We start from the raw sequence: 26,446 nt of genomic DNA on the forward strand, positions 1-26,446 counted from the left end.
AGTCTCTCCGACCGTGCGGCGGTCCATGGGAGATGACCTAAATGCCGGTGCGGATCATGAGCGACAAGGAGCTCTCGCGGCTGGAGATCCTTCGCGATCTCGCTAGCGGCCGGCTCACGACGCCGGCGGCGGCGCAGCTGCTGGGTCTGGAGCGACGCCAGGTTCAGCGATTGGCCAAGGCCTATCAGGTGCAAGGCGCCACGGCGCTGATCTCCAAGAAGCGTGGTCAGCCGAGCAACCGGCGCACGCCGTCGACCGTCAAGACGCAGGCGCTGGAGCTGATCCGCGAGCGGTACTCGGGCTTTGGTCCGACGCTAGCGGCCGAGAAGCTCCGTGAGCTCCACGGCTTCTATATCGGGCGTGAGACGCTGCGGATTTGGATGCTGGAGGCCGGGCTCTGGGCCGATCGCCAGAAGCGGCGTGGCCGGGTCTACCAACCGCGCTACCGGCGAGAATGCGTCGGTGAGCTGATCCAGGTCGATGGGTCTGATCACTTCTGGTTCGAGGACCGCGCCGACAGCTGCACGCTGCTGGTCTTCATCGACGACGCCACTAGCCGGCTGATGCACTTGCAGTTCGTTCAGTCAGAGTCGACCTTCGCCTACTTCAACGCCACCCAGCGCTACCTTGAGGCCCACGGTAAGCCGATCGCCTTCTACACCGACAAGCATGCTGTCTTCCGCGTGAACAAGGCCGGCGGTCTTCATGGTGACGGCATGACCCAGTTTGGCCGCGCTCTTAAAGCCCTGAGCATCGAGATCATCTGCGCCAACTCCAGCCAGGCCAAGGGCCGGGTCGAGCGTGCCAACAAGACCCTGCAGGACCGGCTTGTGAAGGAACTGCGGCTCGCCGGCGTCAGCTCGATGGACGACGGCAACGCCTTCCTGCCGAGCTTCATGGCCGACTACAACGCGCGCTTCGCCAAGGCGCCGTTCAACGACAAGGACCTGCACCGGCCCATGGCGCCGCAGGACCGATTGGACGAGGCGTTCACCTGGCGTGCCGAGCGGACCCTCTCACAGGCGCTGACGCTCCAGTACGACAACATCCTCTTCATGATCGAACCGTCCGAGTTCGCGCAAGGAGCGATCGGCCAGCGCGTCGAGGTCGTCGACTTCCCCGATGGCCGCCTGGAGATCCGCCACAAGGGACGCAGCATGCCCTACCGGACCTTCGACAAGGTTCGGCGCGTCACCGAGGCGGCCGTGATCGAGAACAAGCGCCTGGGCGGCCTGCTCGCCTTGATCAAACAGAGCCAGGAGGCAGGGCCGCCTGGGGCACGCACCCGTAAAGGTCCCAGGCGCCGCGATCAGACCGGACATATGTTCGGGATGGGTTAAGCCCTCTGCCCTGATGTCCGGTTTCCGGCGGGGGCGTGATTTACGCACCCAATCCAATATCGGTATCGGGTGATCGCGCTCAGGAAGAGGAGCAGCAGCTCGATCCCTCTTGGATGGGGGGACACGCTACGTCGCCATAAGAACAGAATACGCAGCAGTCACCGGACTTTGGCTTGAGCACCGCCGCGCAACTTGGGCAGTCGAAGAACCACTGACAGGCATCCGTTGGCATGGTCTCGGTCGTCTTACTGCCGCACTCGGGACAGGTGAGCGTCGATTGAAGGATCATCGTGCCGCTCATCTCCGGAACCCCACAAGAGCGCGGAGCGCAGCCGGCTCGATCACGGGCGTCCAGATCAACGATAGCAGGATGAGGATAGTAGCCGCCGCCAAGAGCCAGACGGAGGCTCGCGAGGGCGCGGAGCACTGATTGGCCACTCGGCAGCGTCGCGCTTTCCGAATGACCAAGAACCACCCGCCGCTTACCAGCGCGAGCGCGAGCAAAGTTATCCAAGTGCGCTGACCGGCGATGAACCCGGTCCCAGCCAAGCTCAGCCCGGCGAGGGACAGCGTTATAGGAAGGACGCAGCAAGACGCCCACGCAAACACTGCCAGTGCCGCCGTGGCGATGGCTGACCAGCCTACCCAAGTCTCTTTCGCGCCGCGCTGAAGCGAATTGCTATCCGACATCACGTACCTCGCTCTCACGTGATAGTCTGCATCCTGTAGCCACTACGGGATCAAGAGAAAAATGCAGCCAAAGGGGCAGACGATTGGACGGCTCGCCGAAGCTGCGGGGGTGAACCTGGAGACGGTACGCTACTATGAGCGGATCGGCCTGATGCCCGCCCCGGATCGAACGACGGGCGGTCACCGGGTGTATCTTCCCGACCATCAGCGTCGCCTAACCTTTATACGCAGGGCGCGAGAGCTAGGCTTCGGGATCGATGACGTCCGCATGTTGCTTGGGCTTGCCGAACCCGCGCAACGGGGCTGCGAAGACGTCAAGGCCGTGGCCGGAGCCCACCTCGAGCAGGTGCGGGCCAAAATCGCCGATCTCGTCAGGCTGGAAAGCATTCTTGCGGACACGGTGAGCCGATGCTCGGCCACTTCGTCCGCCCCTACATGCGCGGTTTTGAAGATGCTGGAAGTCGGATAACCAGCCTTCTGAGACGTTTGGAACTCCGCTCGCGGCGAGGAAATCCGTCAGAGCCTCGCCCGCCTGACGGCGCGCTCGGTGAGATCAAAGAAGGCGAACACCCCTGCCCTTGCCACGGTCGCCGGCCGGGCTCTGCGCTCCGTGAAGGCTTCGCGCCCGCCCGCCGCCCGACCCCAAACACAGCGCTAGGTGACATTTCTAAATGGCAGACTCCGCGACATCTCTAAGCGGCGTAGACAATATTCAATGTTTTCAATTACTTATGTTTTCTCACCCCCTTCCCCCGGGCGGCGGATAGTACGACATCCTAGGCTAGGCCGCGTCCGTTGAAGGCAAGGCTGCGCCAGTAACAGACATTGGGTCACCTCCCGAAAGACGACCTTCGATGAATGTGCATCGCGTTTAGAGCCGTGCGGCGAAACTGCCGCTACGGCTAGAGCCTTCTGCGGTGGCAGCTTCCTTTCGATGACGCCTGCGGACGCAATCGAACTTGAAGCTTGAAGTCCACATTAGGTCCTCCGCCAACTTTGCCGCTCTCATGGACCTTGCACGTCGCTGCGCCGCGCGACCGCCCCAAGGCACGCAGGAATAGCGTGCGATGATCAGAGCATCGCCAGAACCTGAAGCGCGACTATACGAGGAAATATCTGGAACAAAGCGCGTACTTTCAGTTGCTTTTCGCAGCGAACCACCCCATTTTTTTGAATTCGGCGTCTCGCGCCGCGAGTAATGCGCGAGCGGTCTTCGAGGTCGGGGCAACCACGGCAGCTTGAAGACTGGCGTTGCTGACAACTGTGGGCACCTACCCAGTCAGCGTCCCGGTCCTAAGCGGTGAGGGATATGGTAGGCGGGGCGGCGTAGCCTCGGAAGTAGACCGCAGGCCCATCCCGCGTCGGGAGGTGGGTTGTCCTTAAGCGCCCAAGTCGGCTCGAGCAGCAGGCAGCGCAGGGGACGGACCAGACCGACGGGATCTCCGGATCGCGTGGGTTTGGGCACCCGTCCTCTGTCCACCACAACCCAGCCTCTCAATCAGCAGATCAGGCTCAACAAGGCTTCGGATCCGAGTCACTAGGGGACTCCAGCAGCGCTTCGACGCCGCGATCCGAAGCCATTCTCACTCTAAATCGTGGTCGGCGCTAAAAATTGGTCGGCGCGCCGAGCGTCGATGCCCCCTGGGGACGCCCCCAAAAATTTCGCGCGCGAGGCGCGGGGCCATCAAAACGTCGAAGCCTCAAGCCAGGCCCTGAACCGAGCGGACGAATTGATCGGGGGTCAGCCGGCAGAGCGCGAACTCGCCCTTGGCCAAGGGACGGCCCCCGTTGATCCTTTGAGCCAGCGCCTCGCCCGCAAGGAAGAAGATATGGCCCTGAAAATCGAAGAAGACATGGGCGGTGGCCCGCTTCCATTTTTCGATGAACTGCTTGCTACGCCCCATCCAACGCAGAACGTAGAACGTGATGTTGTCGATCTGACGGGGCGTGCGGAAGTCCAGGGAGAACCCGAAGCTGTGGCCGGTGAACGCTGTGTCGGTGCTGTAGACATGTACCAGCCAGAACATCCGATGCTCACGCCGATAGAAGGCTTCGCGGGCCGCGCGTTCCTCCTCGGAGATCGAAGAGTGCTGCAGCTCCAGAACCGTCGCCGTCGGCGTGCCCGCTCCGCACAGCACGTCCGCCCGATGCCGCTCCCGCGTCTCGTCATCGCGCAAGCCGACCTCGCGACACCCCAGATCGAAGTGCTCTTTCCAGCCCAGGTGCCAAGGTCCTTCCGGTTCGCTCCACGGATCGCAGTCGCCGGCCTTGTGGCGCCAGTGGCGGACGTTCTCGGCGGGAAGGACCGCGCTGAGAAGGCCGCCGCAATCGCGGCAGGTGGTGCGTTCGCCCTTGGCCAGCGGGGGGCGCTTCACGCCATCGATCCAGGCGTACAGCATCGTCGAGAAGCCTCCTGGCGCGCCCACGCATGGCGATGGGCCAAGCTTGACGAGTCGACTCTAACCTAACCGCTTTCGCCGCCCCGACCACAGGACCGTCAAGCCCATGATCAATCCGCCCGAGCGCGTGAAGTACAAGGCCCAAGTCTATGACGCCGCGCTGAACGCCTTCTTCAAGCTTCGGGGCTTTGACGCCAAGACGCTGGGCCTGGAGCCCGCCGAAGTCGGTTGGGACATCGCCGAGGCCCTCGTCGCGGCGGCCGTCAGTGGGGTGACCTACAAGTCCGCCAACCGTGACCGGCGGTTCGAGGCCGCCCAGCTTCTTCGCACCCTGGCCGATCAGGTCGAGGAAGATGGCCTGGCGGGGCTTGAGTGGGGCTATAAGGGGCGGCTCGACGCCCGGCAGGCTTGGCGGCCAGACATCCGTTCGGCCAACGGACTGGCCGAGCTCGATGAGCGCACCGATGCGGTCATCGAGGCGATGATGGCGCCGCTGCGCGCCCTGACCGTCCCTGACCGCCGCGCAATCGTCTGCCTGTCCTTCGTGCGCATGGCCTTGGCCCATATCGGCGATCTGGTCGCGCAGACGCCGCAAGGGACGCCAGTCCACGAGGCGGTCATGGCCGTGCTGCGCGCCCATCTCTACCCTGCGGCGGCCGTTGGACCGACCGGTGCCGGCGCGGACGGGCGGGACGATCCTGATCAGGTCCCTGACTAGGCCCTTCGCTAGGCGTACGGGGCTTCGGATCTCTTCTCAGGATCAGGTGGACTAAGGCCAGCGGCAACCGTCAAGGTCATCGTCAGCGGCGTGGACGTGGTGCGGATCAAGGACGGCCTGATCCTCGAACACTATTCTATTTCGATCCTCAGCCTGCCACGCCGGCCAAACCCTGACCTGGACTCTGCGACAGGCCCGGTCGTAGGGGCCGATTGCGCCCCTGGCGCCCGGACGCGACACAGCGCAGGATTTGGTCGTGGCACGTCTGGATCACGATCACAGCACATGGCGGCGGGGAACGGTTCGCCTGGCGTTCGGTCAGACGACCGAGGGCCGCATCGTCTCGATCCACGAGGTGGTCAGCGGACGCGCCTGCGGCTGTGTCTGCCCCGCCTGCGAGGAGCCGCTGATCGCCCGCAAATCCGGCGCGAAGCCAAGGCCGCGGGCGGACCACTTCGCCCATGCGCGTGACGGCGCCTGTGTTGGGGCTCTGGAGACGGCCCTGCACAAATTGGGCAAGCAGATCGTCATGGACGAGCTAGGGCTTACCCTGCCGGCCATCGCCGCTGAGCGCGAGGGCGTGCGCCGGCAGACGCATTCGGCCAAGCACCAGGTTTTCGAGTCTGGACAGGTGGAGGTGGTCTTGCCGGGTGTGGTGGCCGATGTGGTCCTGAGACGGCGCGCCAGCGACCTGATCATTGAGATCCTGGTCACCCATGCCTCCGACGCCGAGAAGGTCGTAAGGATCCGTGCGCAGAAGACCTCGGCCATCGAGATCGATCTGTCGAAACTGCCGCGCCGCGCCGGTCTCGAGATGGTGCGGGAGGCGGTTCTGATCAGCGCTCCGCGCAAGTGGCTGTTCAATCCGGCCCAGGACGCGGTCGAAGCGCAGGTGACTCAGGTCCTAGCCGACCGGGCCGAGGCCGCCCGCCAGAAGGTCTTGCGCCAGGCCAAGACCCTGGTGAGCCATTGGGCCGCCCTCCCCGGCCCCAAGGATGGGACTGACCTGCCGGCTGTCCGCAGCGCGCTCGCCCAGATCGAGGCCTTGGAGCTCTCCGCTTACATCGACGCCCCGGTCTTACGCGGTGCGAAGGCATTGAACGTCTCGGCCAAGGCCTGGCAAGCCCTCGTTCTTAAGACGGTGGTGATTGACCAGCAGCCCTGGTACGGGCGTGCCGGCCTATCGGTGGTGGCCTTGCGTGCGCGCCTTGAGCGCCAGGGGTTTTTGCCGCCGCTCTTCGGGGTCTCGCGCGACGCCGAGCTGATCGCTGCGGCGCGCGTGCTGGCGCCGGACTTCAATACACCCACCGGTCTGATCGGCGCCTATCTGCGAGGCTTGGAAACGGCGGGGCTGGTCGAGGCCCACGACGGCCTCTGGCGCGCGCCGCTCAAGGTGCGCCAGCAGATCATCCAGCAGGCGCGCGACGCGCGCGAGCGCCAGGATCGGATCGACGACCTGCACGCCCGCCTGGACGAAATCCTCAGGCGCGCCGGGCCTGAAGGCGACGGCTTCGACAGCGAGGCCTGGCTTGGCCGATCGGGGCGCGCTAGCCCCCCGCCCCGGTCGGTGGCGGCGAGCGGCGGCGCGGCCTGGACAGACCTCAAGGCGGCGTTTGGCCTGATCGGCGAGGCCTTCTGGCGCTACGACGCGGCCGTCGACGTGATGGGCCTTCCACTGCGGCCGGCGCTGGAACGCGCCGAGCAGGCGCGCAAGGACGCGGCTGAACGGCGGCGCCTGGCGGCCGAGGCCGCCGCCCTGGCGGTAGCAGACGATAGGGAGGCGCGGTTTCGGGCGAGGGCCCTGCTCGCTTACGGCGCGGACGCCGAAGCCTGGATGGCGGGCTTGGCGCCGCCGGCGAACCTGTCGAGCCGGCTGGAGCTGGTGCGGTCCAGTTCCGACCAATTGCAGGCGGCGCTGGACGCGCTGGACCGGCGAGTGGCCCAGCAGCGCCGCGAGGAGGCCCAGCGGATCATGGCGCAGGAGTCCCTTGCGGACCTTTGGGATGCGGCGTGCGCCGAGCACGGCGAGGACTGGTCCAAGGCGTTCATCAGCAACCCCGATCCGCGGCTGGGCGGTCGTCGTCCCCGCGAGGTCTGCGTCGATCCGGTCAGCCTAAAGATGTGCTTGGCGCTCGTGCGCCCGCAGCGCGCCGGGCGCCGGGGTTGAGGGCGATCAGTAGCGCCGATGGGCGCGCTGAATCGTCCCGGTCGCCCGGCCGGTGCCCGCGTCGATGCCGACCAGGATTTGGATGCGGGGCTTTTGAAGCGCCTTGATCGCCAGCGCCAAGGCGGTCTGGTCGTCCAGACTGGTCCAGGTGGCGGCGAGCCCAGGAAGATTCAGCAGTTGATCCACTGGCGTATTAAGCTCGACGAGGCCGCCCGCGTCGGCCGCGCGCCGCGCCAGCTCTTGGGCGAGATCGCTGGCGGTCAGGGCCGCTAGCGGGGCGCCGGCCGCGTCGAGTTGCAGGATCACGGGCGTCTTGGCGCTCACCTGGCCGAGCACCTCGGCAACGGGTTCTGGGCCCAAGATGCGGATGAAGTCGGGATCCTGCCGGCTGGCCAAGTTTAGGGAGACCGCGCCGTCGTGGCGCGGACGGGTTCTGACGACCGCATCGATCGTGGCATGGTATCGCAGCCAAGCCTGGGTGATCGGGCAGCACAGCCCCACCAGCCGCAGCATCTGCGCATAGGTGGCAGTGATATTGAGATCCAACACCGGCTCATGATGGGCGACGCGATTTCGAAAGGCGTTGATGTCGCGGACGAGCTGCTGGACATCGTGGCGCGTCTCGCCGCGCGCGATGTGCGGGAAAACGACGTTGAGACGGGTTCGCCAGAAGTCGCCGTAGCCAGGTCGCAAAAGGTTGGACCAGAAGTCGAAGGTCAAGGTCGCCACCACCTGATCCTTGGGTGGATCGACGAAGGCGTTGAGCTTGAGCTTGTCGCGGGCGCGTCCGATGGCCGTGTCCAGAGTCGCAAGACCCTTGTCCGTGAGGACCCTGTCGCGCAGGTCCGCATCATAGGGCCAGTTGTCGCCGAAACCTTTCGCAAGCTGGCCATCGATGGCGTTGCGCAGGGTGATTTCCACGACGCTGAGCGGGTAGAGAAACGCCTTGGACAGGCGGGCGTTATAAAGGTAGAGGGCAACCGCGAAGGTCTCGTCGCCGGCTGCCTTTTGCAGGTAGGTGGCGAAGCGCGGCTGGGAGAGCGAGGCCTTGATGGCCTCCAGATCACCCGCCGCGTAAGGGTAAGGAACTTGACTTTCGGCCATTATCGAAGCAATGTCCCTGCAAGCAGTCGAATCGGCCCCACTGGCTTTTGCTAAGCGCCGTCGGCGGAGTATTCTGAGAGCACCAGGTCAGGCCAGTCCTCACCTGGTGTTTTCATATCTGGACGGCACCTTGCCGCCCTACTTGTTGTAGTGCTGGGACACCGCCCCGGCCGAGATATCCAACATTCTCGCCACTTGGGCCTGTTTCACGCCGTGCTTCTTTTGCATGGCGATGAAGTCCTTGCCGTACTCGGTCAGGCGTCCGCCTTCCGTCTTGGCCAGCTCCCGGATCTGGTTCAGCGGCTCGGCCGCCGCCTCCAGCACCTTGATCTGGCCTCGAATGATGCGACCTGGGTTCATGGGCCCTCCGACACAGAGACAAACATCACCAATCTAAACGAATTGCAAGCTGAAATAGTTTAGAATTTCGGAATTACGTTTAGTTAGTTTGCGCGCCGCAGGTGCGGGCAGTCAGGGTGCCCTGCGGATGGATGTCAAACGCCCTCATCGCCGTAGGCAAAACCCAGCTGCATCCACTTCTCAGTGGGAACGGGCGCGTCTACCGCGGCTCGCGCCCGTTCACCGCACCAGCTCAGGAACTCCGGGTAGTCAGCTGCCAATGCCAGGCGCTCGGCCGGATCGAAGCGAAAAGTGATCGTGCACTGTAGCCCGCCGACCGTCACAGCCGAGTGAAATCCCGTTGGCCTCTGCGTGTTGATGTCGCTGATCAGGACCAATCCGCCGTGAGCGGCGTAGGGGTGGTCGCCGAAGGTCTCGGCGTGAGCGCGGTAGGTCGCGTCGAACGCGATGTTTGTCAGGATCGGGCAATCGTTGCTCAGGCCCAGGGCGAACCGCGTGAGACGTTCGATCCGGGGCGCGCCGCTGTCAGCCAGGTGGCCGCAGAGTAATTTGGCCAAGTAACGCAGGACATCGAGATACGCCATGGTGTGGGACGTCTCGGTCGGCCAGTAGTGCGGTTCATCGAAGGCGGCGACCGGTTCTCGTCCCGCGGCGACCAGCTCCAGCGCTGAGCGTCGGAAACGATCCCAGGCATTGTCCGGCGCCTGGGTTCGTTCGTTGTTGCAGGGCGCGCACATCGGGGTCTCGAAGTGGAAGAGCTTCGACTTGGCGCCGCGCGCGGTGCGCGGCGCGGCCCCGTCGCGCACGATCACCATCGGCTGGTCGCCAAACTGCTCGCGAAGGCTGGAGGCCTTGATCTTGTGCTCGCGGGTCGGTTCGGCGCGTGCGCCGCAGAGACAGCAACCCTTGGGATCGAACGGGTAAAGAAGGGCGGTCACGGGTTTTCCTCCTCCGAAACGAGGCCAGCGGGCGAGACGATCTCCTCTTCGAAGACCAGGATGGCGGCGCCACCGAACGGGTCATCGAGCTCGGCCTGCGCCAGGCGCGTCTCGACGTCGACGGCGATTTGCCGCTCGTAGGCGAGCGGAAACGGTGGGTGGCCCCATGGGCGGCTGGGAAAAGGCGTCTCCCGCAACCAGGCGTCCAGGTCGGTGTAGATCGCTTTCAGATCCTGCTCGACCCGGGTGAACTGCTGGGCAAAGTCGGGCTCAAGGCGATGATCCTGGTTGCTCAGCGCCGGCACGACCTTGGGACCCCATGCACTGGTTTCCGGGTCGAACAGGGTGACGCCGAAGATCACGTGGGCGGCCAGGTTTCGGCCGGAAGCGGCCTTATCCAGGCGCTCCATCAGCTTCTTCAGCTTGGCGAGATCGGGCGCGCCTAGATCGACCGCTTGCGCGACCTTCAGAACGAGCTGGCGTTGCCCGCGGTCGGACGCGTGGCTGAAGAAGATCGCGCCCGCCAGCGGATCCTCCAGACCTGTCAGGTGGCAGAAGATCCGCAGCACCTGATGGACATTGTGGTTCCAGGCCAGGGTCACCGCGCCAACGAGAGCGGCGTGTTCCTTCCATTCGGTTTCGCCGATCGCGGCCATGCGTGTTCCTGCGGTTTGGGGATTTTGGAAGGAGCGCACCGGCGCGATCGGCGCGGTTGAAGAGTGGGACGCGGCGGCGGGACTTGAACCCGCGACCTCCCTGCCCATAGTCTGGTGTGTGACCTACCAGCCTATGTCGAAAACAGGGGCTCTATCCTGGCTGAGCTACGCCGCGTCAGGGTGAAGTCCTAGTCGTCGGACTTCACGAGTTTGAGCTTGGGGCCGCCCTTGCGGGCGGCCTTGGCCTTCTTGATCGCCACCCGTTCGGCGATGTCGTCCAGCTTCTCTTCGGCAAACGGCGTGGCGGCCTCGATGAGGCCGTCCAGGTGGTAGATATTGGTCTTGCTTCCGGTGGCGGTTTCACGCCGCTCCTCGCGCCGGACATACCCGGCCGCCTGCATCGCGGCGATGCGGCGCTGGACCGTGCGCGGGTCGACCCCCATCGCCAGGGCGATCGTACCCTTGGAGGGATAGGGCTTGCCTTCGGCCTTCCACCACTTGGACGCCAGGTGCATCAGGATATTGATGTCCATCGCGTCCAGACCCAGCTGCCGCTGGTTCTCGATGATGACGCTCGGAAATACGGTCCAGCCCGCGTCCATCAGGGGCTTGGACCATTTCTTCTCATTGGTGCGCAGATCCGCCTCGGCGTCCTTGCCCTTGTCCTTGGCGCTCATGACGTCAGCTCCATTTCGTAAAACGGATATGCGCCAGGCCCGGGCCCGCCGCAACTTTGAGGGGGAGGCAGCGGCGCCTCCCGGTTACGGGAATCTGGGAATGGTACGCCACGGGATATGGGCAATAGGGATGGAGAATGACCGGCCATCTACATGGTCGGGCGCCGGGGCCTCCCGCCGGGGAGACCGAGGGGACCTGGGCAGGGGAGGCAGTTGGGCCCTGCCGGGGAGACGCTGCCGTCCTGGGGGGCTACCAAAAAACCCCGATGATCGCGCCTTACCCGCCATATGAACCCGATTTTTGGGCCGCCGTCACCCCTGGAAGACCGCCGCGCATGTCGCGGCGCGACGCCTTGGCGCGCCATGAACGGTTGCGCTGCGTGTGGGGCTCGCCTTCCAGGCGGCGCTGCCCTCTAATACGGAGAATCGAGCGCCCGCGGCCGAACCGGGATTCTCAAGGGAGAGCGGCGTGCATCTGGCTGAACTTCGGGTCCGCAACTTTCGAAAGCTGAAAGACGTCACGCTCGAGTTCCAGCCCGGCCTCAACATCCTGGTCGGCCCCAACAACACCGGCAAGACCGCCGTGGTTGATGCGCTGCGGGCCCTACTGGGCGGTATCGACGAGCCCTATCCGCGGATGACCTCCGAAGACGTCCACCGGCCAAAGGCCGGCACCGCCGAAGGCGACATCCTCTTCGAATATGTCTTCGCCGACCTGGACCTGGACGATGAGTCCGAGTTCATGCCTGCCATTCGGCCCGATCCCGACGGCGCGATGCGGGCGCATTTCTCGGTCAGCTATGGACTGGCCGACAAGGCCGGGCGCCTGCAGGCCAAGCGCTGGTGCGGCGAGCACAAGGAGAACGGCCTGACCACGGAGATGGCCGACCACCTTAGGGGCGTCTACCTGCCGGCGCTGCGGGACGCCTCAAAGGGCCTTAAGCCCAGTCGCGGAAGCCAACTGGCCCGCCTGCTTCAGATCCTCGCGGACGAGGAAGGCCGCACCGGGATCAATGCGGCCCTCGTCGAGTTGGACAAGGAACTCCGGAAGCATCCGCCGATCGTCAAGACACATGAGGCCATTACCGGGCGGCACACGACCATGCTGGGCGAGCAGCTGGCGCAAGTGCTGGAGGTGGGGCTGAGCGTCACCGACTTTCAGCGTCTCGCCTCTCGGCTGTCGATCTCGGTCGACGCGCTGGAGATCGACCAGAACGGCCTTGGGTTCAACAACCTGATCTTCATGGCCGTCGTCCTCAGCGAAATGGCCAAGAACACCCAGGCTGCGTTCCGGGGGCTGATCATCGAAGAGCCGGAGGCCCACCTGCACCCGCAATTGCAGGCTGTCCTGCTGCGCTATCTCACCGACATCGAGGCGGCGGCGGAGGGTGAGAAGCCGGTGCAGATCTTCGTCACCAGCCACTCCCCTAACTTCGCCAGCATCGCCAAGCTGAAGACCCTTATCTGTCTGGTCGATCGTGGCGGATACGTGGACGCCTTCCTGCCGCGCAATGTCGAGTTCGAGAAAGGCAAGCGCGAGAAACTCGAACGCTATCTGGACGTCACCCGCGCGGAGATCTTCTTCGCCAGGCGGATCATCTTCGTCGAAGGCGCCGCCGAGCTCATGCTGGTCAATGTCCTGGCCGAGAAGGAAAACTACAAACTCCGGGACCACGGCGTCAGCGTCATCAGCGTCGAGGGCCTGAACTTCGACTGTTTCCTGCCGCTGTTTGGAGATAACGCCCTGCGGGTGCCGGTCGCCGTGATCACCGACGCCGATCCCGTCGACGCTGCGGGAAAGGCGCTCTATCCGGCCATCGGCGACGCGGTGACGGTGTCGGACAACACCGCCAAGATGCTGAAACGCCAAGACGCGCTGGTGAAGGTCTTTCATGGGCAAAAGACCCTCGAGTACGACCTGGCGCTGGAGCCCGCCAACATCGTCACCATGCTGCTGGCTCTAGCCGACATCCATCCCAAGATCGCCGAGACCCTGGGCGCGCTCGTCGAGCCTCTGCCCGAGGGGCAGGCACGGGCCAAGGCGCTGTTCTGCGGCATGTTCGAGCGCGAGCAGAACAACGTCCAGAAAGGCCGGTTTGGCCAGGCCCTGGCGCAGGTCTTCCTGGAGAAGGACGCCGCCTGGTCGGTGCCAAACTACCTTCTGGAGGCCGTCAAGCATGCCTGCCAGGCGGATGGCGCATGATCGACTTATCGGCAGAGCAAGCCGACGTCGTCGACGCCGATCTGGACGGGCTGTCGGTGCTGGCCTGCGCGGGCAGCGGCAAGACCAGGACCGCCGTCCACCGCCTGCTGGACGTTCGTCGGCGGCTGGCGGCGCCCCACGGCCGGGTCGCGCTGCTCTCGTTCTCCAACGTCGCGGTCGACACGTTTCGCAGGGACTATGCGGCCTTGTGCCAGGCCAAGGCGATCTCGACGCTGGCCCGCGTTGATATCGACACCATCGACGCGTTCATCACCGCCAACATCCTTAGACCCCACGCCTATCGGGTCATGGGCGCGCCGAAGGCGGCTTTTCTGGTGAACGGCTCCGAGCCCTTCTTGAAGGGCTTCACCCTGCCGCCGCCCGCGAAAGGCTGGCCGCCGATCCGGGCCGAAAACATCAAGGTCAAGGTCGTGGACCGGCGCTTTGTCTTTTACCAGGAGGTCTTCAACAACCAGATCCAGCTGGACAGGGACGCGGCGATCGGACTTATCGACCGCCTGGGCAAGGTCGGGGCCTACACCCACGACCTGGGCCGGTATTGGTGTTGCCGCGTCCTCAAGGCCGAGCCGGGGTTACGCCGCGCCTTCGCCAACCGATATCCGCAAATCCTGGTCGACGAGGCCCAGGATATCGGTTCGGCGCAACAGGCGATCCTTGGGCTGCTCGCCAAGGCCGGCTCGACCGTCACGCTCATCGGAGATCCCAATCAGGGCATCTACGCCTATGCGGGCGCCGATGGGGCCTATCTGCGGGGGCACAGCCCCAAGCCATACCCGCTGACCACCAACTACCGCTCGACCCCGGCCATCACCGCCGTGGCCGAGGCCTTGTGTGGCGTAAAGGGAAAGACCGACCGAGCGCCATGCCCCCCGCCCTTCGGCGCCTACGCCGTCCCCTACGATCCCGAGCGTTGCGACCTGATCATCGACCAGTTTCGCCAGGCGATCGAGGCCTGCGCGCTGGATCCGGACAAAAGCGCGGTTCTCTGCCGGGCGGCCAAGCTCGTCGAAAGCCTGGCGGGTGATAGCCCGGAAATCGGCTCCGGAGCCGTGCGGCGGCTCGCCGAGGCGGCGTGCGCGCGCGACGGCCTGAGGGATGTCCACAAAGCCTTCAAGCTGGTGGCCGAGGCGATGGAACAGTCGCTCCTGGAGGATCCGCCGAGAGGGTTCGCGGCCCATTTGGGCGATCCCGCTCGTCATCCCGAGCTCCACGCCGTCAGACGCCGCATCTGGCGGTTCGCGCGCTCACCGGTGGAGGGCCTTCCGTCGGCGACGCTCCAGGCCGACGGAGCCTGGCTCGACAGTCTGAAGGTGGCGATGGGCGCGTTGTTGGCCGACGTCGAGGCGCTTACCGGGTTGAAGCCGGCCAAGCTGTCTCACCGCTTAACGGCAAAGGCGTTGCCGGCCGCCCCGGTTCTGGCGATCAATCCCTTGGGACCTGCGAAGCTGCGCATCGACACCGTCCATGGCGCGAAGGGCGAGAGCCTCGATGCGACCCTCTACATCGTCACCAAGGCGCACCTGGAGGCGCTGTTGGCCGGGGTAGGGACCGAGGACGGCCGCATCGGCTATGTCGCCGTCACCCGGCCGCGCGACCTGCTCTGGGTGGCGGTGCCGCAAAAAATTCTTGGAAAATACAGCGCCGACCTGGCTGCGGTTGGCCTCCTGTCCCTCCCCCTCCCCGCTGCGTACAGCTGGGCTGGGCGAGGAGGGCGGCTCTAGGGCGAATTGGCCGCACGATCCTGAACCCGGGAGGTCGGCTTGATCGGAGCCTGACGCCGTGCGCCATTGGCTGGGATCCCGCCCCTGAACACAAAGACGCGACCATGGCCAAGTTCCTGCTGCCCCTGAGCGACTACAACCGCGTCTACCAGGTTGCCCATGGGGTGATCCGCGACGTTAGAACCGCCGAGAAGGCTTGCATTTTCTTCGCCACCTTCGGTGCCCTGGTCCTCAACAAGCACTACAAGATCCCTGCGCGGGTCGTGGCCGGCGCCTTCGGATTTTGCGTCAATGGCGGCGCCCGGCCCGACGTCGCCTTCTTCGGACGGCAGGACAACGGCCTGCTGAGCTCCGACGGGGATGGATTCCACATGTGGATCCAGACACAGACCCACTTGATCGACTTCATGGCCCCGATCTTCCCGGAGGCCTTCGCCGCAGATGGCGCAACGTTCGCGACACCTCGAAAGATGCTGCAGCGGCCGCTTGCCGAGGAAGCGTCAAAGCTCGATGGACTCGCCAGCCCGGGCGATTTCTACGCCATGCCCGATCCCGACCTGACCCAAGAACTCGTGGACGGGTTCTTCGACCGACCCGGTGATACCGACCTGATAGCCGTGGCCGACACTTGGTACGGCAAGCGAACGGGCAAACAGAAGTCCTCGGTGATGATGGGCGACGATCGGGGCAAGCCGTTTCAGCTGACCTTGCCGAGGACCATCGCGACAGGCGCCTGGTAGCGCTTTCGACGGCGTCCACCGCCCCCACCGACCACAGACCGCGCCTTGCTGGCCGCGCGGTCAAACCGCGCCGGGCTCGAGTTTGGTCTTTGGCTTAGGCTTCGGTTTTGGTTGCGGCTTTGTCTTCGGCTTGGCAGCCGAAGCTTCAGGACCGTCAGCGACGACCCTTGTTTTGGGGATGCGTTTGGCGCGAGGCTTGGCGTCCGCGGCGGCCAGCGGATCGGACACGTCGAGCACTACGACGCTGGTGCGTGCTCGCAGGGCGGAAGGAAGATCGTCGGCGAGCATCTTGGCCATGGCCTTGGCGGTCTGCGGGCCCGGCGCGCCATCGGCACGGGAAGGCGTCGGCGCGGCCGCGTTGCCAAACCAGAACACCAGATAGATTCCGTACCCGTCCGCTTCCGGGGCGGCGGCGTATCCCTGGAGCTGTGTGGAGGCGGCGTCCCAGATGGCCTCGTGGAAATGACGCTTGGCCTCGATCGGCAGGTTGCGGCCCGCGCCGCTCAGCAGGACCACGTCGGCGCGCGTTTCATCCGCGCGACGGGTCTCGGGCAGGGCCGCGGTGACCCGATAGGGCTTGAGGCGATCGCGCAGCCGGCCGAGCAAGTGGTCGCGGCACGCGTTCTCGACCAGCGGCGTGGTAACCTTGCCTTGGGAATCGACGTTCCAGTAGCGCTTCCAGGACGAGATGTCGTCGGTCTTCAGTTCGTCCGAGAGGCCCTGCAGGGCTTCGGCGACCACCTCGCGCAGGTCAGCCGCGTTGACCGGCGGCCCGCCGGCCAGCGCGGCCGTGACCGCGGTCGGCGAAGGGTGACGGAACGCCTGATCGCGACGCAGACGGGCCTGCGCGGCCATGGCGTGGGCTATCTGTGTCCGCCAGGGTTCCAGCGTCGGGTCGGCGTGAAGGTGGCGCAGGACGCGTCCGGCCTCCCCATGACCGTCGCAACCCAGCGCTCGGATCGCCGCGCGGACCATATCACCGCTGGTCGCGGCGCGGGTGACGCGCCCGGGCCTGGGCCGATCGTCCGTCGGTGCCGATGGCCCTAGGACCTGGATGACCAGCTCGTGACGAAGCGCCCGCCCTTCCCCCTCCTCAGGCGCCAAGTCGTCGCCCAGGCCGGTCTCGAGCAGGGTCGCGACCCGGGCGGAGTTGTGATCGGCCAGGAAGCGGGCGCGCTGGCCCACGGGATCCAGGGAAAAGGCCGTGTAACTCCACAGGTCGCGCTGGTTGTCCGTCACCAGCGGTTCGGTCAGCGCGGCCGCCGCCAGCGCCGTCAGGCGCTCCGGCGACAGCAGCTTGCCGGCGGCCGCCAGCGCGCCTCTTAACGCGTTGGGGTGCATCTGCGGGCGCTCGGCCAGCAGACGGTCGAGCGCCTGAAGGGCCGCCGCCGCCGAAGCGTTCTCCTCGGTCAGCGCGCCAAGACCGCTCAGGCGATCGGCGCCCGCGTCCAGGCCCGCCGCCCAGAAGGCGCTTAGCGCCGCCGCACCAGCCGCAGGGTCGAGATCGAGGCGCTGGCGCGTCCAGGCGTCGAGCCGCCGGCGCCGATCCGGGTCTTGGACCTTGAATCCGGACGTGAGGCCGAACAGCGCCACGACGATGTCGGTGGCGGCCAGGTCGGGCGTCTCCCCGCGCTCGAAGATCAGATCCAGGCCGGCGATCGCGGCGAGCTCGGCGTAGTAGTATTCGCCTTCACCGTGGGCCTTGCCGAGCTCGGCCGCGTCGATACCGGGACCGGCCGTGACCAGATGCTCGAAGCCCACTGCGACAGCCTGGGTGATCGCCTCGTTGGTCACGGCGGCCACCCTGGACAGCCCGACATCCTTGCGGTGCCTCCAGGGGCCGCCGACCCGGAAGTAGTGGTTGGCGGTCCAGTTCAGAAAGCTGACTTGGCCGCCGGTGCGCAGGGTGTCCAACTGCGGCGCAAAGGTTTCGATCATCTCGTGTCGCGCCTGGTGGTCCCTGTCGCGGGCGACCTTGGTCTGCTCGGCCCGGGTGATCCGCCACGCATCGACGGGACAGGTGGTCAACGTCTCGAGCAGCCCTTCGGCCCCGGGGGTCGCCGTCACCAAGTCGAACGTTGCCCAATAGCGCTCTGGATCCGCGCCGGCTTGGCTGACGATGGCGACGGCGGCTTCCAGCGACCGCAGATCCGGATCCGGCGTCGCCGCGCCGCGGGTCAGAAGGTCTTCAAGGATCGCTGGTGAGGTCCCCTCGCCGCTGGCGTAGGCGTAGAGGTTCGGGATCGAGCGTGGCGGTTCGTCCAGCCGGCTGTCCTCCATGAGGGCGCGGAAGAGGTCCACGTCCCGCGCGGGTTCCGCGGTCAACCAGACGCGCGTGGCCTGGGCCGTCTCCGGGCCGGCATTGTCCCAGGCGTATTGCCGGGCATTGACCTGCCAGCGCCAGAGGGTCGCCGCGTCCAGGGCGGGGTTGGCTTTGATCCGCGCCGCCAGCATCTGGTCGAGGAAGCCGCTGATTTCCGAGGCGCGCGTGCGGTCATCCTCCGGTCGCCGCCAGGCGCTGGCCGGTGTGTCGAAGAACTGGGCCCGGCCGGCGTCGGCGCCGACCTCGGACAGGGCGAAGAGCCGCATCAGGGTGTTGTCGTCGGCGCAGACTTCGAAGTCGCTCAGCAGGCCCTTCAGGTCCTCGTCTGTGACCGCGCCGACCGGAAGGTTAGACAGGAGGTCGATCCGCAGGTCCTCGCGGCCGACCGAGAGCGGCTCCGAAGCCAGCGCCTCCAGCAACGACCGACGGGCCTGCGCCGGGTTGGGGTCGCCGTTCAGCCAGGCGTCGATGGCCCGGCGGCGCTGCCAGGTGGGACGTTCTGGGTCCAGCGCGATGGCGCGCAGCTTGGGCCTGAGCGCCGCCAGAGGCCCGGCCAGGGCCAGGGCCTCCAGAACGGTCAACATGCGATGGCTGTCGTCGTCGACGTCGTCGAGGACGGCGGTCAGCTCGGGCAGGAGATCCTCGTGAATCAGCCCGCCTAGGGTCGTGGCGCCGGTGTCGGACATGCGGAAATAGGGATCGTCCTGGCCCAAGCTGGCCAGGATGGCGCGACGCTGATCAAGCTTGAAGGCCGCCGCGTCGCCATAGGCCAGGACGGTGAAGGAATCGGCGGCGATCAAGCGGGCGGCCGCCTCTTGGGCGCCCAGATCGGCCAGATGGGCCGCGAACCAGGCGTAGAGCCCGCGAAGCTCGCTCGGTGGCAGGCCGTCATGTCCGGTGATGAGGGCGATCGCCCGGCTGAGTGGCAGGGCCGCGTGGTCGCCGTCTCCGACCACGGCCCGGGCCAGGGCTTGGCCGGCCAGGAACTCCGCGATGGTCCGGTGCGCCGGTTCGAACGCCTCGCCCTCGCCTCGGAACAGGGCCGAGCCCACGATGTCCTTCAGATCCTGGCGCTCGAGGCCAAGGTCGTCGAGGGTCAGGAAGGCGCGGCCGCCCTCGACGAGCGGCGGATCATCGTGGGCCCGCCAGATCGCGCGACGACCGGTGGTCAGCAGCAACAGGCAGGCCTTCCCCGCCTCGGCGATCAGGTTGGCGGTCGGGGCGCGCTCGGAATATTTGTGTTCGACATTGTGTTCGAGCGCCATGCGCCGAATGGCAGCGGCGTAGAGCGCAAAGCGCGTCTCGGGCCAGTCTCCGCCTTGTGTCACCGCCTTGTGCAGCAGCTTGAGGCTAAGCGGGCTTTCGGCAAGGGCGCCGGCCCCTAGGCTTTGGGCCTTGGCAAGGAAGCCGGGCCCGTCGGATTCGCCGATCGCCGCCAGCACCGCCAAGGCTTCGGTCTCGTCCAGGGGCAAGAGCTGGACGACTACCACCTCCTCGTCCGCGGCCAAGCGCTGGATGGGAACGATGTCAGCGTCCTTGCGCCAGTCTTCGGCTCGGCAGGATAGGCGCCAGCGCGCCGCCCCGACAGACTTCATCGCCCTGGCCAGATCATTGGCCTTGTCAGCCGGCCAACCATCGATCCGGAATTCGTCCAGCGCGTCCAGAAAAAGCGTTCGGCGGGCGTCCGGGGTGTCGCCGTTCATCAGGTCGCGGACCTTGTAGAGCGGCGCGGCCTCATGAGCCGCTTCGCTCGCCATCACCGACGACTTACCGATGCCGGGTTCGCCCAGGAAAACGACAAACGGCGTGTCCCGAAGATCGCTGACCCGGCGCGCGCCAGACTGGAGGTCTTTAGGGCCGGAGATCACGGTCACGCGTCGGTCGATCAGGGCCTGCGGCTCGGAGGTCATGGGATCGATTCGTCTTGCGGTCGGGAGTGACAATCTAGGAGCGAAGCTTCGAGGGTGGCATCCGATTTCGCTTAGGGCGACGAACGGGCCCGGCCGCAAGGATCAGGCCGACCGCAATTGACGGACCCCAACCGTAAGGACGAGGCTTCGCCCCGGAGGACCAAATGAGCCTGTCGCAATCGCATGTCGCCCTGAGCTATGAAGGGCCCGTGCCGCCGGCCTTCCTCGAGGAGTTTCGCCAGGCCGTCGCCGTCCAGGCGTTGGACCTGCGGATCGAGCAGCGCCCGTCCGGCCGCGCCATGGCGTCAATCGACTGGCTGATGCCCACGGCGCTGCTGGCCTATGTCGGCAAGGCCTATTTCGACGTCTTCCTCGAGGACATCGCCAAGTCGCACCTGGATGCGCTCGGGCGCGGGATCAAGACACTAGGGCGGCGGATGAGTGAGATGCGCTATGCGCGCGTCGCCAGTCGCGGCAAGCTCCCGGCGTCGGACCTGTATTCTCCGCTGTTCTCGGTGTGGACCGACCGGGACGAGGGTGGCCGGTTCAAGATGCTCGTGGCCAATGGCATGTCGGAGGCGCAGCGCGAAACTGTGCTCGACGCCTACATGACCTTCATCCATGCCTACCATACCGGGGCCCTGGACCCGGAGGATCTGGCGGTGCTGGCCGATGCCCAGCCACTCGGCGGGGTGGTGCTGCTGGACTACGACCAGGCATCGGCGACCATCAAGATGGTCGATCCGCTCGCCGCCATCCGAGCATCCTGATGGACGTCGCCTATTTCCTGAAACGTCGGACCGCCTTCTTGCGGAGCTTCTACGACGACGCCATCCAGCCTTTCCACGAGCGCCAGCGTCGGATCGACGCCGAAGAGCCGCCCTACGACAATCCGCCCTACAGCGAAGAAGATGAACCGACCTATCTGGAGGACTGGATGGACGCGGCCGCGTCCATCGACCTGCTCGGCGTGACCTGTGTCTCGATTTTGTCGGACAGCTTGAAGATCTATTTCGAGGACTTGCGGAGGGAGATTGGCTTTTCCTTCGTCGAGGAGAAGAATGTCTTCAGGGAGGGGTTCGTTGCGGCCTATCGCGGGGTTCTGGGCGCGATCTTCACGACCGACTGGACCGATTGTTCTGTGCGGTTCGATGTCATCGAGCAGGTCGTTCTGGCCCGAAACCGCGCCCAGCACGCCGACGACTTGGGCTCATTCATGCTTGCCCACGATCCCAAGACCCTGCGGCGCCACACCAAGCCGTTCTTCGCCGATCAAGCCGAGATCGAGGACTGGTTGGGACGCGGCGGCACGCCGGAGTCGTTCCTGCGGCCGACCATCGAGGTCAAGCGCGAGGCCCTGTTCTCCGCCTTGGACGAGGTCAACAGCCTGGCCGACTGGATAGACGCTCATATGCACGCGGCTTGGGCCTGGCGCGCGGCGCGGGGGCCGGACTTCGAGTCCCTGGGGTGATCGACCGGAGGCCTTGAGGGGTGACGGATTTTCAGGCCTCGTTTGGCGAGGCCGACGCCGCGATGCTGGAGAGGAAAGGAGCTTCCATGACTCGTCCTTCCCTCTACGACCGTATCGCCGCCCTGCCCCGGCCCGAGCCGGGAAAGCTGATGACCCCGCCGGCGCCGCTGATCGCCTTCTTCGTGATCATGGGCCGCAAGGCGCGGGCCTTGAAGCAGAGCGCCCTGGCCGGTCTCGCCGGCGTGTCGCTGTCCACCTTGGAACGGATCGAGCGCGGCGAAACCGTCAGCACCGAGGCGCTGGAGAAGGTGACCGCGGCGCTGAACATGCCGGCCGACTATTTCACCGCGCCGCGCCTGCCGCGGACCCACGAGGAGATGGCCGAGGATTTCCGCCGCGAGCCGAGCAATCCGGTCCTGATTAAGGTCGCGCCGCTGCGCAACCAGGCCCAGCTTCGCGCCCTGACCGCTTGCGAAACCCTGCTGATGGTGCCGTCCGACGACGAGGCTGCGACCGTGGAGGCGATGCGAGGCCTGGCCGAGTGGATCGACTTCCTCGGGTACGTGCTCAACGAGCACAAGATCTTCAAAGATTTTAAGCCCAGCCGTGATCGCCGCGCGGTCTACCGATCCGTCCTGGACCATGTCGTCGCCTTGCAGGCCCGAGGCTTTGTGGTGTTGGCCGGCATCACCACGCGATCCCGGGCGGGCGGCGGCGGCGACGAAAGCGTGGCGTTCTTCTCGATCACGACCAAGGCGGTCGATCCCAGCGGTCTGGCGCGTCGATCGATCATCATCGACCTCGACCAGCTCGCGCGTAACGGCGTGCGCCCGTTGCTGGACCGATGAGCGCGTTCTTGGATCCGGGGGTTCTGCTGGCGTTGGCGGCGGTGATCTCGGCGGTGGCGCGCCTGGTCTGGGCGTTCCGGCGAAACGCCAAGCGGGCGAGGGGGCGCAAGCGCGCCTAGGCGCGTTCGGAAAATCGCTCGAAGGCGGTGATACGGCGGGGGGAGAGGCCGGGGTCGTAGCCGTAGATGTCCTGGGCCAGCCAGGCCAGTTCGGCGTCGCGGTCGGACTCGGAGATATCGCGATACCAGGCCTTGGGGCCGGCGGCCTCGTCGCCGTTCCACCGGTAGCCGCGGTCCTTGAGGCGGTCTTTCATCTCGAACGGCGATCGGTCGGCGACGATGCGCCAGCTGGGGGCGCGGGCCGCCTCCAGCAGGTGGGCCAGAGCGGTGCGACCGCTGGAGAGCGGGCGGGTGAGAACCTCCAGCCCGGCCAGGCAGTCGTTCTCGGCGCGGTGACCGTCGAAGAAGAACCCGCACTGGCTGGCGAGATAGGAGAGCTTGGTTCCCTCATACCCCTCCCCTTTCCAGTCCACCTGGCTCATCGAGCAGGCCCAGCCCTTGAGCTTGAAGGCCTCGGTCAGGCGCTCGGCGAACGGGCGGTCGAAGGCGGCGTTGTGGGCCAGGACGATCACGGCCGGGGCGATGAAGGCGGCCACCTGATCAGGATCGATGCCCTGGCCCGCGACCATGGCGTCGGTGATGCCGGTGATGCGGGTGATCTCGGCAGGAATCGGCTTGGCGGGTTCGCGCAGGGCCACGAACGGCGCGCCGATCGCGCAGAGGCGGCCCTCAGGATCGTAGTCGAACGGGATCATCGCCAGCTCGATAATCTCGTCACGGCGGGGATCGGTACCGGTGGTCTCGGTGTCTAGATAGACCCCCCTTTTGAGGGTATCGGGGTCATGGTCAGCGTGTAGGGTGCAGGTCTCGAACCGGCGCAGCAGCCGGTAGCGGCCGGTGGCTTCGAGTTGGCGCGCCATGGCGTCTAGTGCTTCGGGCGTCAGATCGGTTGGCGATGTTTCGAGCATGCGATTCCTTCGGCGTCCACTCTGCCATACCGCCGGGAAAAGGGGCCACGCTGCCATAGGGCATCGGGCGGGGCGAGGTGCTTGGCGATGCTGTTCGAAGGACGTTGGAAAAACCGAAGGAGCCGCCGGCGCGCGACGGTGGTGGGGGGCCGCTTGGCCGGTGCCTTGACCCCTTGCAGAAAGCGGACCCTTCCAAGGTCAGAGAAGAGTCAGGTTTTCCCGTTCCGACCGGCCTGACCCCGGCGCTGCGGCGTCCTCCACTTTCCGCCAACCCTTTCGGCCCACGGGCTGAAGCCAGCGACAGGAGTCCGACTCAACGGCCCTGCTACGGCGAACGAATCAAGTCGTCGCCAGAGAGCATTTTGCATGGATTTTTATTGACATTCCTTGCAAACGGGCTGCGGAAGCCTAGATTGGAGCCATGAGCAAGTTCGACCAGTTCAAGGCCAAGCTCCGCCCCGGGCAGACCTACCGCCGGGCGGACCTGGCTCAATGGTCGACGGCGGTCGATCGCCACCTCAAGGAGGCCCTGCAAGCCGGCGCGCTGACCAAGCTGGCCGGCGGGCTCTATTATGCGCCCAAAGAGACCGCTTTCGGCCAGGCGCCGCCGCAGGATGACACCCTCGTCGCCACCTTCCTGAAAGGCGGCCCGTTCCTGCTGGCCTCGCCCAACGCCTATAACGCACTGGGCGTCGGCACGACACAACTGCACAACAAGACCGTGGTCTATAACCACAAGCGCCACGGCAAGTTCGCCCTGGGCGGCCGCACCTATGATTTCCGCATGAAACCCACCTTCCCCAAGAAGCTCAGCCGAGAGTTCCTGTTGGTCGATCTGGTCAACAATCTCGACCAGCTCGGCGAAGACCCCCAGGAGGTCCTGGAGCGCGTCAAGGATCGCCTGTCCTCGAGCGACACGGCACGCCTGAAGAAGGCCGCCCAGACCTATGGCTCCGAACGGGCCAAGAAATTCTTCGCTCGCGCCCTCGCCGAGGTCGGAGTCCAGGATGCCGCCTGATTTCCTGCACAACCATCGCCAGTTCGGCGACCTAATCCGCATCGTCGGCGCCAACGAGAAGATTGAGCCGGCCCTGGTCGAGAAGGACTACTGGATCATGCAGGGCCTTTACGGCCTGCAGCAGTTGGGCCTCGCCTTCGAGCTGAAGGGCGGCACGTCCCTCTCCAAAGGCTACGGCCTCATCAACCGGTTCTCCGAGGATATCGACATCCGCATCGAGCCGCCGGCCGAGCCGCCGGTGATGACCGGCCGCAACCACGACAAGCCTGCGCACGTCGAAGGCCGCAAGGCCTTCTACGACCGCCTAGCCCAAACCATCGTGATCAACGGGATCACCGCCGTCGAACGGGACACGGCCTTCGATGACATCCGTCAATATCGCAGCGGCGGCATCCGGCTTGCCTATGCCAGCAAGAATGGGTCAGTCGAAGGCCTGAAGGACGGCATCCTGCTTGAAGTCGGATTTGACGACGTGACGCCCAATGAACCCAGGGACATCAGTTCCTGGGCCTATGACTACGCCGCCAGCCGGGTCGAGATCCTCGACAACCGCGCGCGCGCCGTCGCCTGCTACCATCCCGGCCACACCCTCGTCGAAAAACTGCAGGCCATCTCGACCAAGTTCCGCCAGCAGCAGGAGACCGGCGTCTTCCCGCCCAACTTCATGCGCCACTATTACGACGCCTACTCGCTGGTCCGAGCCAAGGCAGTCCAGGACTTCATCGGCACGCCTGCCTACCTCGCCCACAAGGCAAAGCGCTTCCCGAAAGCCGACAATCCCATCATCGCACAGAACGAAGCCTTCATCCTGGGCGACCAAGACACCCGGGCCAAGCTGCAAAAAGCCTACATCGCCTCAAACGCCCTCTACTACCGGGGCCAACCCGCCTTTGAGGACATCCTGACCGAGATCGCCAAGTGGGCGCCCAAGCTCTAGGTCACGGAAGCCTCACCGGCCCCCGTGCATGAAAGTCTCGCGGCTAGGTCGGCGATACGGAGCCCCAGCCTGTCGCCAAACTTCTCCTCAAGACCAGGCGGCGTCCACTCGATCAGCCGAGGACAATCCCGCCAGCAGATGGCCAGCGAAAACCCCTCTGCCAGAAACGTCTTGATCGTGTCGTCTCCAACCTGGCCCAAGTGAAATCGGTTGAGCAGGTGGGCTCACCTCAAGGTTTGTTCGCCAGAACACGCTTTGAAGAACGAACCTTGAGGTGAGCCCTGGCCGACTGGACTGGACGCGCAGCTTTCCTGCTTCGGCCAGTTCATGCCCGTCTGCTGGAGACGCTGAAGCGATCTGGCAAGCTCTTCGCCGACGAGACGACCGCGCCGGTGCTCGATCCCGGACGCGGGCGAACCAAGACCGGTCAGCTTTGGGCCTATGCTCGCGATGATCGCCCCTGGGGCGGATGCGATCCGCCAGCGGTGGCCTATGTCTACGCGCCCGACCGCAAGGCCGAGCGACCTGTTGCCCACCTGGCCGGCTTTGCGGGGATTCTGCAGGTCGACGGCTATGGAGGCTATCGACCGCTGGCCGAGACCGGGGCGGTGCGCCTGGCCTTCTGCTGGGCCCATGTGCGCCGTCGCTTCTATGAGCTGGCCCAGGCTGGACCCGCGCCGATCGCCGCCGAGGCGCTTGTACGGATCAAGGCGCTTTACGCCATCGAGGCCGATATCCGGGGCCGAGAGGCCCAGGCTCGCCTCACCGCCCGGCAGGAGGCGTCCAAGCCTCTAATCGACGCCTTGGAGCCCTGGCTGCGCGCCAGTCTGGAGATCATCAGCCAGAAGACTAAACTGGCCGAGGCGATCCGCTACGCGCTGTCGCGCTGGGCGGGCCTGACCCTGTTCCTGGACGATGGCCGCGTCGAGCTCGACAACAACACCGTCGAGCGCTCCATCCGGCCTCTGACCCTCAATCGCAAGAACGCCCTGTTCGCCGGCTCCGATGGCGGGGCCGAGCACTGGGCCGTACTGGCCTCGCTGATCGAGACCGCCAAGCTCAATGGCCGCGATCCGCAGGCCTACATCACCGACGTCATCGCCCGCATCGTCGGCGGCCACCCGCAGAGCCGCATCGACCAGCTCTTGCCCTGGAATCTCGACGCGGACCCAAGCTAA

At 65.7% G+C, this 26,446-nt stretch carries 22 protein-coding genes, 1 tRNA gene and 1 pseudogene; 14 read left to right on the plus strand and 10 right to left on the minus strand.

Going from position 1 to position 26,446, the window contains the following annotated elements; all coding sequences use genetic code 11:
- Positions 1 to 41: 41 nt before the first annotated feature.
- A complete protein-coding gene (locus ACW17Z_RS20730) occupies positions 42 to 1,340 on the plus strand; it encodes an ISNCY family transposase (protein WP_492059141.1) in 1,299 nt (432 codons plus the stop codon).
- A gap of 79 nt (positions 1,341 to 1,419) precedes the next feature.
- Here ACW17Z_RS20730 and ACW17Z_RS20735 read toward each other — a convergent pair whose 3' ends face one another.
- On the minus strand, positions 1,420 to 1,641 hold the full coding sequence (locus ACW17Z_RS20735; protein WP_492059143.1) for a GDCCVxC domain-containing (seleno)protein: 222 nt from the start codon (positions 1,639 to 1,641) through the stop codon (positions 1,420 to 1,422).
- A 450-nt stretch (positions 1,642 to 2,091) separates the two neighbouring features.
- Here ACW17Z_RS20735 and ACW17Z_RS20740 point away from each other — a divergent pair, with 450 nt between their 5' ends.
- Positions 2,092 to 2,499 (plus strand): MerR family transcriptional regulator, encoded by a 408-nt coding sequence (locus ACW17Z_RS20740; protein ID WP_492059144.1) that lies wholly within the window; start codon positions 2,092 to 2,094, stop codon positions 2,497 to 2,499.
- 1,231 nt (positions 2,500 to 3,730) lie between these two features.
- Here ACW17Z_RS20740 and ACW17Z_RS20745 read toward each other — a convergent pair.
- A complete protein-coding gene (locus ACW17Z_RS20745) occupies positions 3,731 to 4,429 on the minus strand; it encodes a competence protein CoiA family protein (RefSeq protein ID WP_492059146.1) in 699 nt (232 codons plus the stop codon).
- Between the two features lie 106 nt (positions 4,430 to 4,535).
- Between ACW17Z_RS20745 and ACW17Z_RS20750 the strand changes: the two genes are divergently transcribed.
- A complete protein-coding gene (locus tag ACW17Z_RS20750) occupies positions 4,536 to 5,147 on the plus strand; it encodes a hypothetical protein (protein WP_492059148.1) in 612 nt (203 codons plus the stop codon).
- Positions 5,148 to 5,403: 256 nt separating this feature from the next.
- Positions 5,404 to 7,314, plus strand: a complete 1,911-nt coding sequence (locus tag ACW17Z_RS20755; RefSeq protein ID WP_492059150.1) for a hypothetical protein — start codon at positions 5,404 to 5,406, stop codon at positions 7,312 to 7,314.
- A gap of 6 nt (positions 7,315 to 7,320) precedes the next feature.
- On the opposite strand, the gene ACW17Z_RS20760 is transcribed toward ACW17Z_RS20755, so the two are convergent.
- From ACW17Z_RS20760 to ACW17Z_RS20785, 6 genes are all read right to left on the minus strand, one after another.
- Positions 7,321 to 8,418 (minus strand): hypothetical protein, encoded by a 1,098-nt coding sequence (locus tag ACW17Z_RS20760; protein ID WP_492059151.1) that lies wholly within the window; start codon positions 8,416 to 8,418, stop codon positions 7,321 to 7,323.
- A 138-nt stretch (positions 8,419 to 8,556) separates the two neighbouring features.
- On the minus strand, positions 8,557 to 8,778 hold the full coding sequence (locus tag ACW17Z_RS20765; RefSeq protein ID WP_492059153.1) for a hypothetical protein: 222 nt from the start codon (positions 8,776 to 8,778) through the stop codon (positions 8,557 to 8,559).
- 134 nt (positions 8,779 to 8,912) lie between these two features.
- Positions 8,913 to 9,716 carry a hypothetical protein gene (locus ACW17Z_RS20770; protein WP_492059155.1) on the minus strand — a complete coding sequence of 268 codons (804 nt, stop codon included), beginning with the start codon at positions 9,714 to 9,716 and terminating at the stop codon, positions 8,913 to 8,915.
- Positions 9,713 to 10,480 (minus strand): hypothetical protein, encoded by a 768-nt coding sequence (locus ACW17Z_RS20775; RefSeq protein WP_492059156.1) that lies wholly within the window; start codon positions 10,478 to 10,480, stop codon positions 9,713 to 9,715. Before ACW17Z_RS20775 ends, ACW17Z_RS20770 begins: the two co-directional genes overlap by 4 nt.
- A tRNA-Arg gene (locus ACW17Z_RS20780) sits at positions 10,441 to 10,547 on the minus strand. Before ACW17Z_RS20780 ends, ACW17Z_RS20775 begins: the two co-directional genes overlap by 40 nt.
- Positions 10,548 to 10,560: 13 nt before the next feature.
- Positions 10,561 to 11,049: a helix-turn-helix domain-containing protein gene (locus ACW17Z_RS20785; RefSeq protein ID WP_492059158.1), complete on the minus strand. Its 489-nt coding sequence runs from the start codon at positions 11,047 to 11,049 to the stop codon at positions 10,561 to 10,563.
- Between the two features lie 469 nt (positions 11,050 to 11,518).
- On the opposite strand from ACW17Z_RS20785, the gene ACW17Z_RS20790 reads away from it, so the two are divergent.
- The 3 genes from ACW17Z_RS20790 (at position 11,519) to ACW17Z_RS20800 (ending at position 15,734) form a co-directional block, all read left to right on the plus strand.
- Positions 11,519 to 13,252 carry an ATP-dependent nuclease gene (locus ACW17Z_RS20790; protein WP_492059160.1) on the plus strand — a complete coding sequence of 578 codons (1,734 nt, stop codon included), beginning with the start codon at positions 11,519 to 11,521 and terminating at the stop codon, positions 13,250 to 13,252.
- Positions 13,249 to 14,994, plus strand: coding sequence for a UvrD-helicase domain-containing protein (locus ACW17Z_RS20795; RefSeq protein WP_492059162.1), 1,746 nt, complete (start codon positions 13,249 to 13,251; stop codon positions 14,992 to 14,994). The genes ACW17Z_RS20790 and ACW17Z_RS20795 overlap by 4 nt, the downstream gene beginning before the upstream one ends.
- A gap of 104 nt (positions 14,995 to 15,098) precedes the next feature.
- Positions 15,099 to 15,734, plus strand: a complete 636-nt coding sequence (locus ACW17Z_RS20800; RefSeq protein WP_492059046.1) for a DUF2026 family protein — start codon at positions 15,099 to 15,101, stop codon at positions 15,732 to 15,734.
- A 60-nt stretch (positions 15,735 to 15,794) separates the two neighbouring features.
- Here ACW17Z_RS20800 and ACW17Z_RS20805 read toward each other — a convergent pair whose 3' ends face one another.
- Positions 15,795 to 20,066: a hypothetical protein gene (locus tag ACW17Z_RS20805; RefSeq protein ID WP_492059048.1), complete on the minus strand. Its 4,272-nt coding sequence runs from the start codon at positions 20,064 to 20,066 to the stop codon at positions 15,795 to 15,797.
- 65 nt (positions 20,067 to 20,131) lie between these two features.
- Here ACW17Z_RS20805 and ACW17Z_RS20810 point away from each other — a divergent pair, with 65 nt between their 5' ends.
- The 4 genes from ACW17Z_RS20810 (at position 20,132) to ACW17Z_RS20825 (ending at position 22,405) form a co-directional block, all read left to right on the plus strand.
- Complete coding sequence (locus tag ACW17Z_RS20810; RefSeq protein WP_492059049.1) at positions 20,132 to 20,737, plus strand: hypothetical protein; 606 nt, start codon at positions 20,132 to 20,134, stop codon at positions 20,735 to 20,737.
- Positions 20,737 to 21,438, plus strand: coding sequence for a hypothetical protein (locus ACW17Z_RS20815; protein ID WP_492059051.1), 702 nt, complete (start codon positions 20,737 to 20,739; stop codon positions 21,436 to 21,438). The genes ACW17Z_RS20810 and ACW17Z_RS20815 overlap by 1 nt, the downstream gene beginning before the upstream one ends.
- Before the next feature lie 86 nt (positions 21,439 to 21,524).
- Complete coding sequence (locus ACW17Z_RS20820; protein ID WP_492059053.1) at positions 21,525 to 22,286, plus strand: helix-turn-helix domain-containing protein; 762 nt, start codon at positions 21,525 to 21,527, stop codon at positions 22,284 to 22,286.
- Positions 22,283 to 22,405 (plus strand): hypothetical protein, encoded by a 123-nt coding sequence (locus tag ACW17Z_RS20825; RefSeq protein WP_492059055.1) that lies wholly within the window; start codon positions 22,283 to 22,285, stop codon positions 22,403 to 22,405. Before ACW17Z_RS20820 ends, ACW17Z_RS20825 begins: the two co-directional genes overlap by 4 nt.
- On the opposite strand, the gene ACW17Z_RS20830 is transcribed toward ACW17Z_RS20825, so the two are convergent.
- Positions 22,402 to 23,313, minus strand: coding sequence for a 3'-5' exonuclease (locus ACW17Z_RS20830; RefSeq protein ID WP_492059057.1), 912 nt, complete (start codon positions 23,311 to 23,313; stop codon positions 22,402 to 22,404). The two genes, ACW17Z_RS20825 and ACW17Z_RS20830, sit on opposite strands and share 4 nt — an antisense overlap.
- Before the next feature lie 421 nt (positions 23,314 to 23,734).
- On the opposite strand from ACW17Z_RS20830, the gene ACW17Z_RS20835 reads away from it, so the two are divergent.
- The 3 genes and pseudogenes from ACW17Z_RS20835 to tnpC form a co-directional block, all read left to right on the plus strand.
- Positions 23,735 to 24,331 (plus strand): hypothetical protein, encoded by a 597-nt coding sequence (locus tag ACW17Z_RS20835; RefSeq protein WP_492059059.1) that lies wholly within the window; start codon positions 23,735 to 23,737, stop codon positions 24,329 to 24,331.
- Positions 24,321 to 25,268 (plus strand): nucleotidyl transferase AbiEii/AbiGii toxin family protein, encoded by a 948-nt coding sequence (locus ACW17Z_RS20840; RefSeq protein WP_492059061.1) that lies wholly within the window; start codon positions 24,321 to 24,323, stop codon positions 25,266 to 25,268. The genes ACW17Z_RS20835 and ACW17Z_RS20840 overlap by 11 nt, the downstream gene beginning before the upstream one ends.
- 281 nt (positions 25,269 to 25,549) lie before the next feature.
- Positions 25,550 to 26,446: pseudogene (gene tnpC, locus ACW17Z_RS20845) on the plus strand (IS66 family transposase); the annotation flags it as partial.

The sequence above is a fragment of the Caulobacter sp. GSs2 genome, from assembly GCF_058680895.1.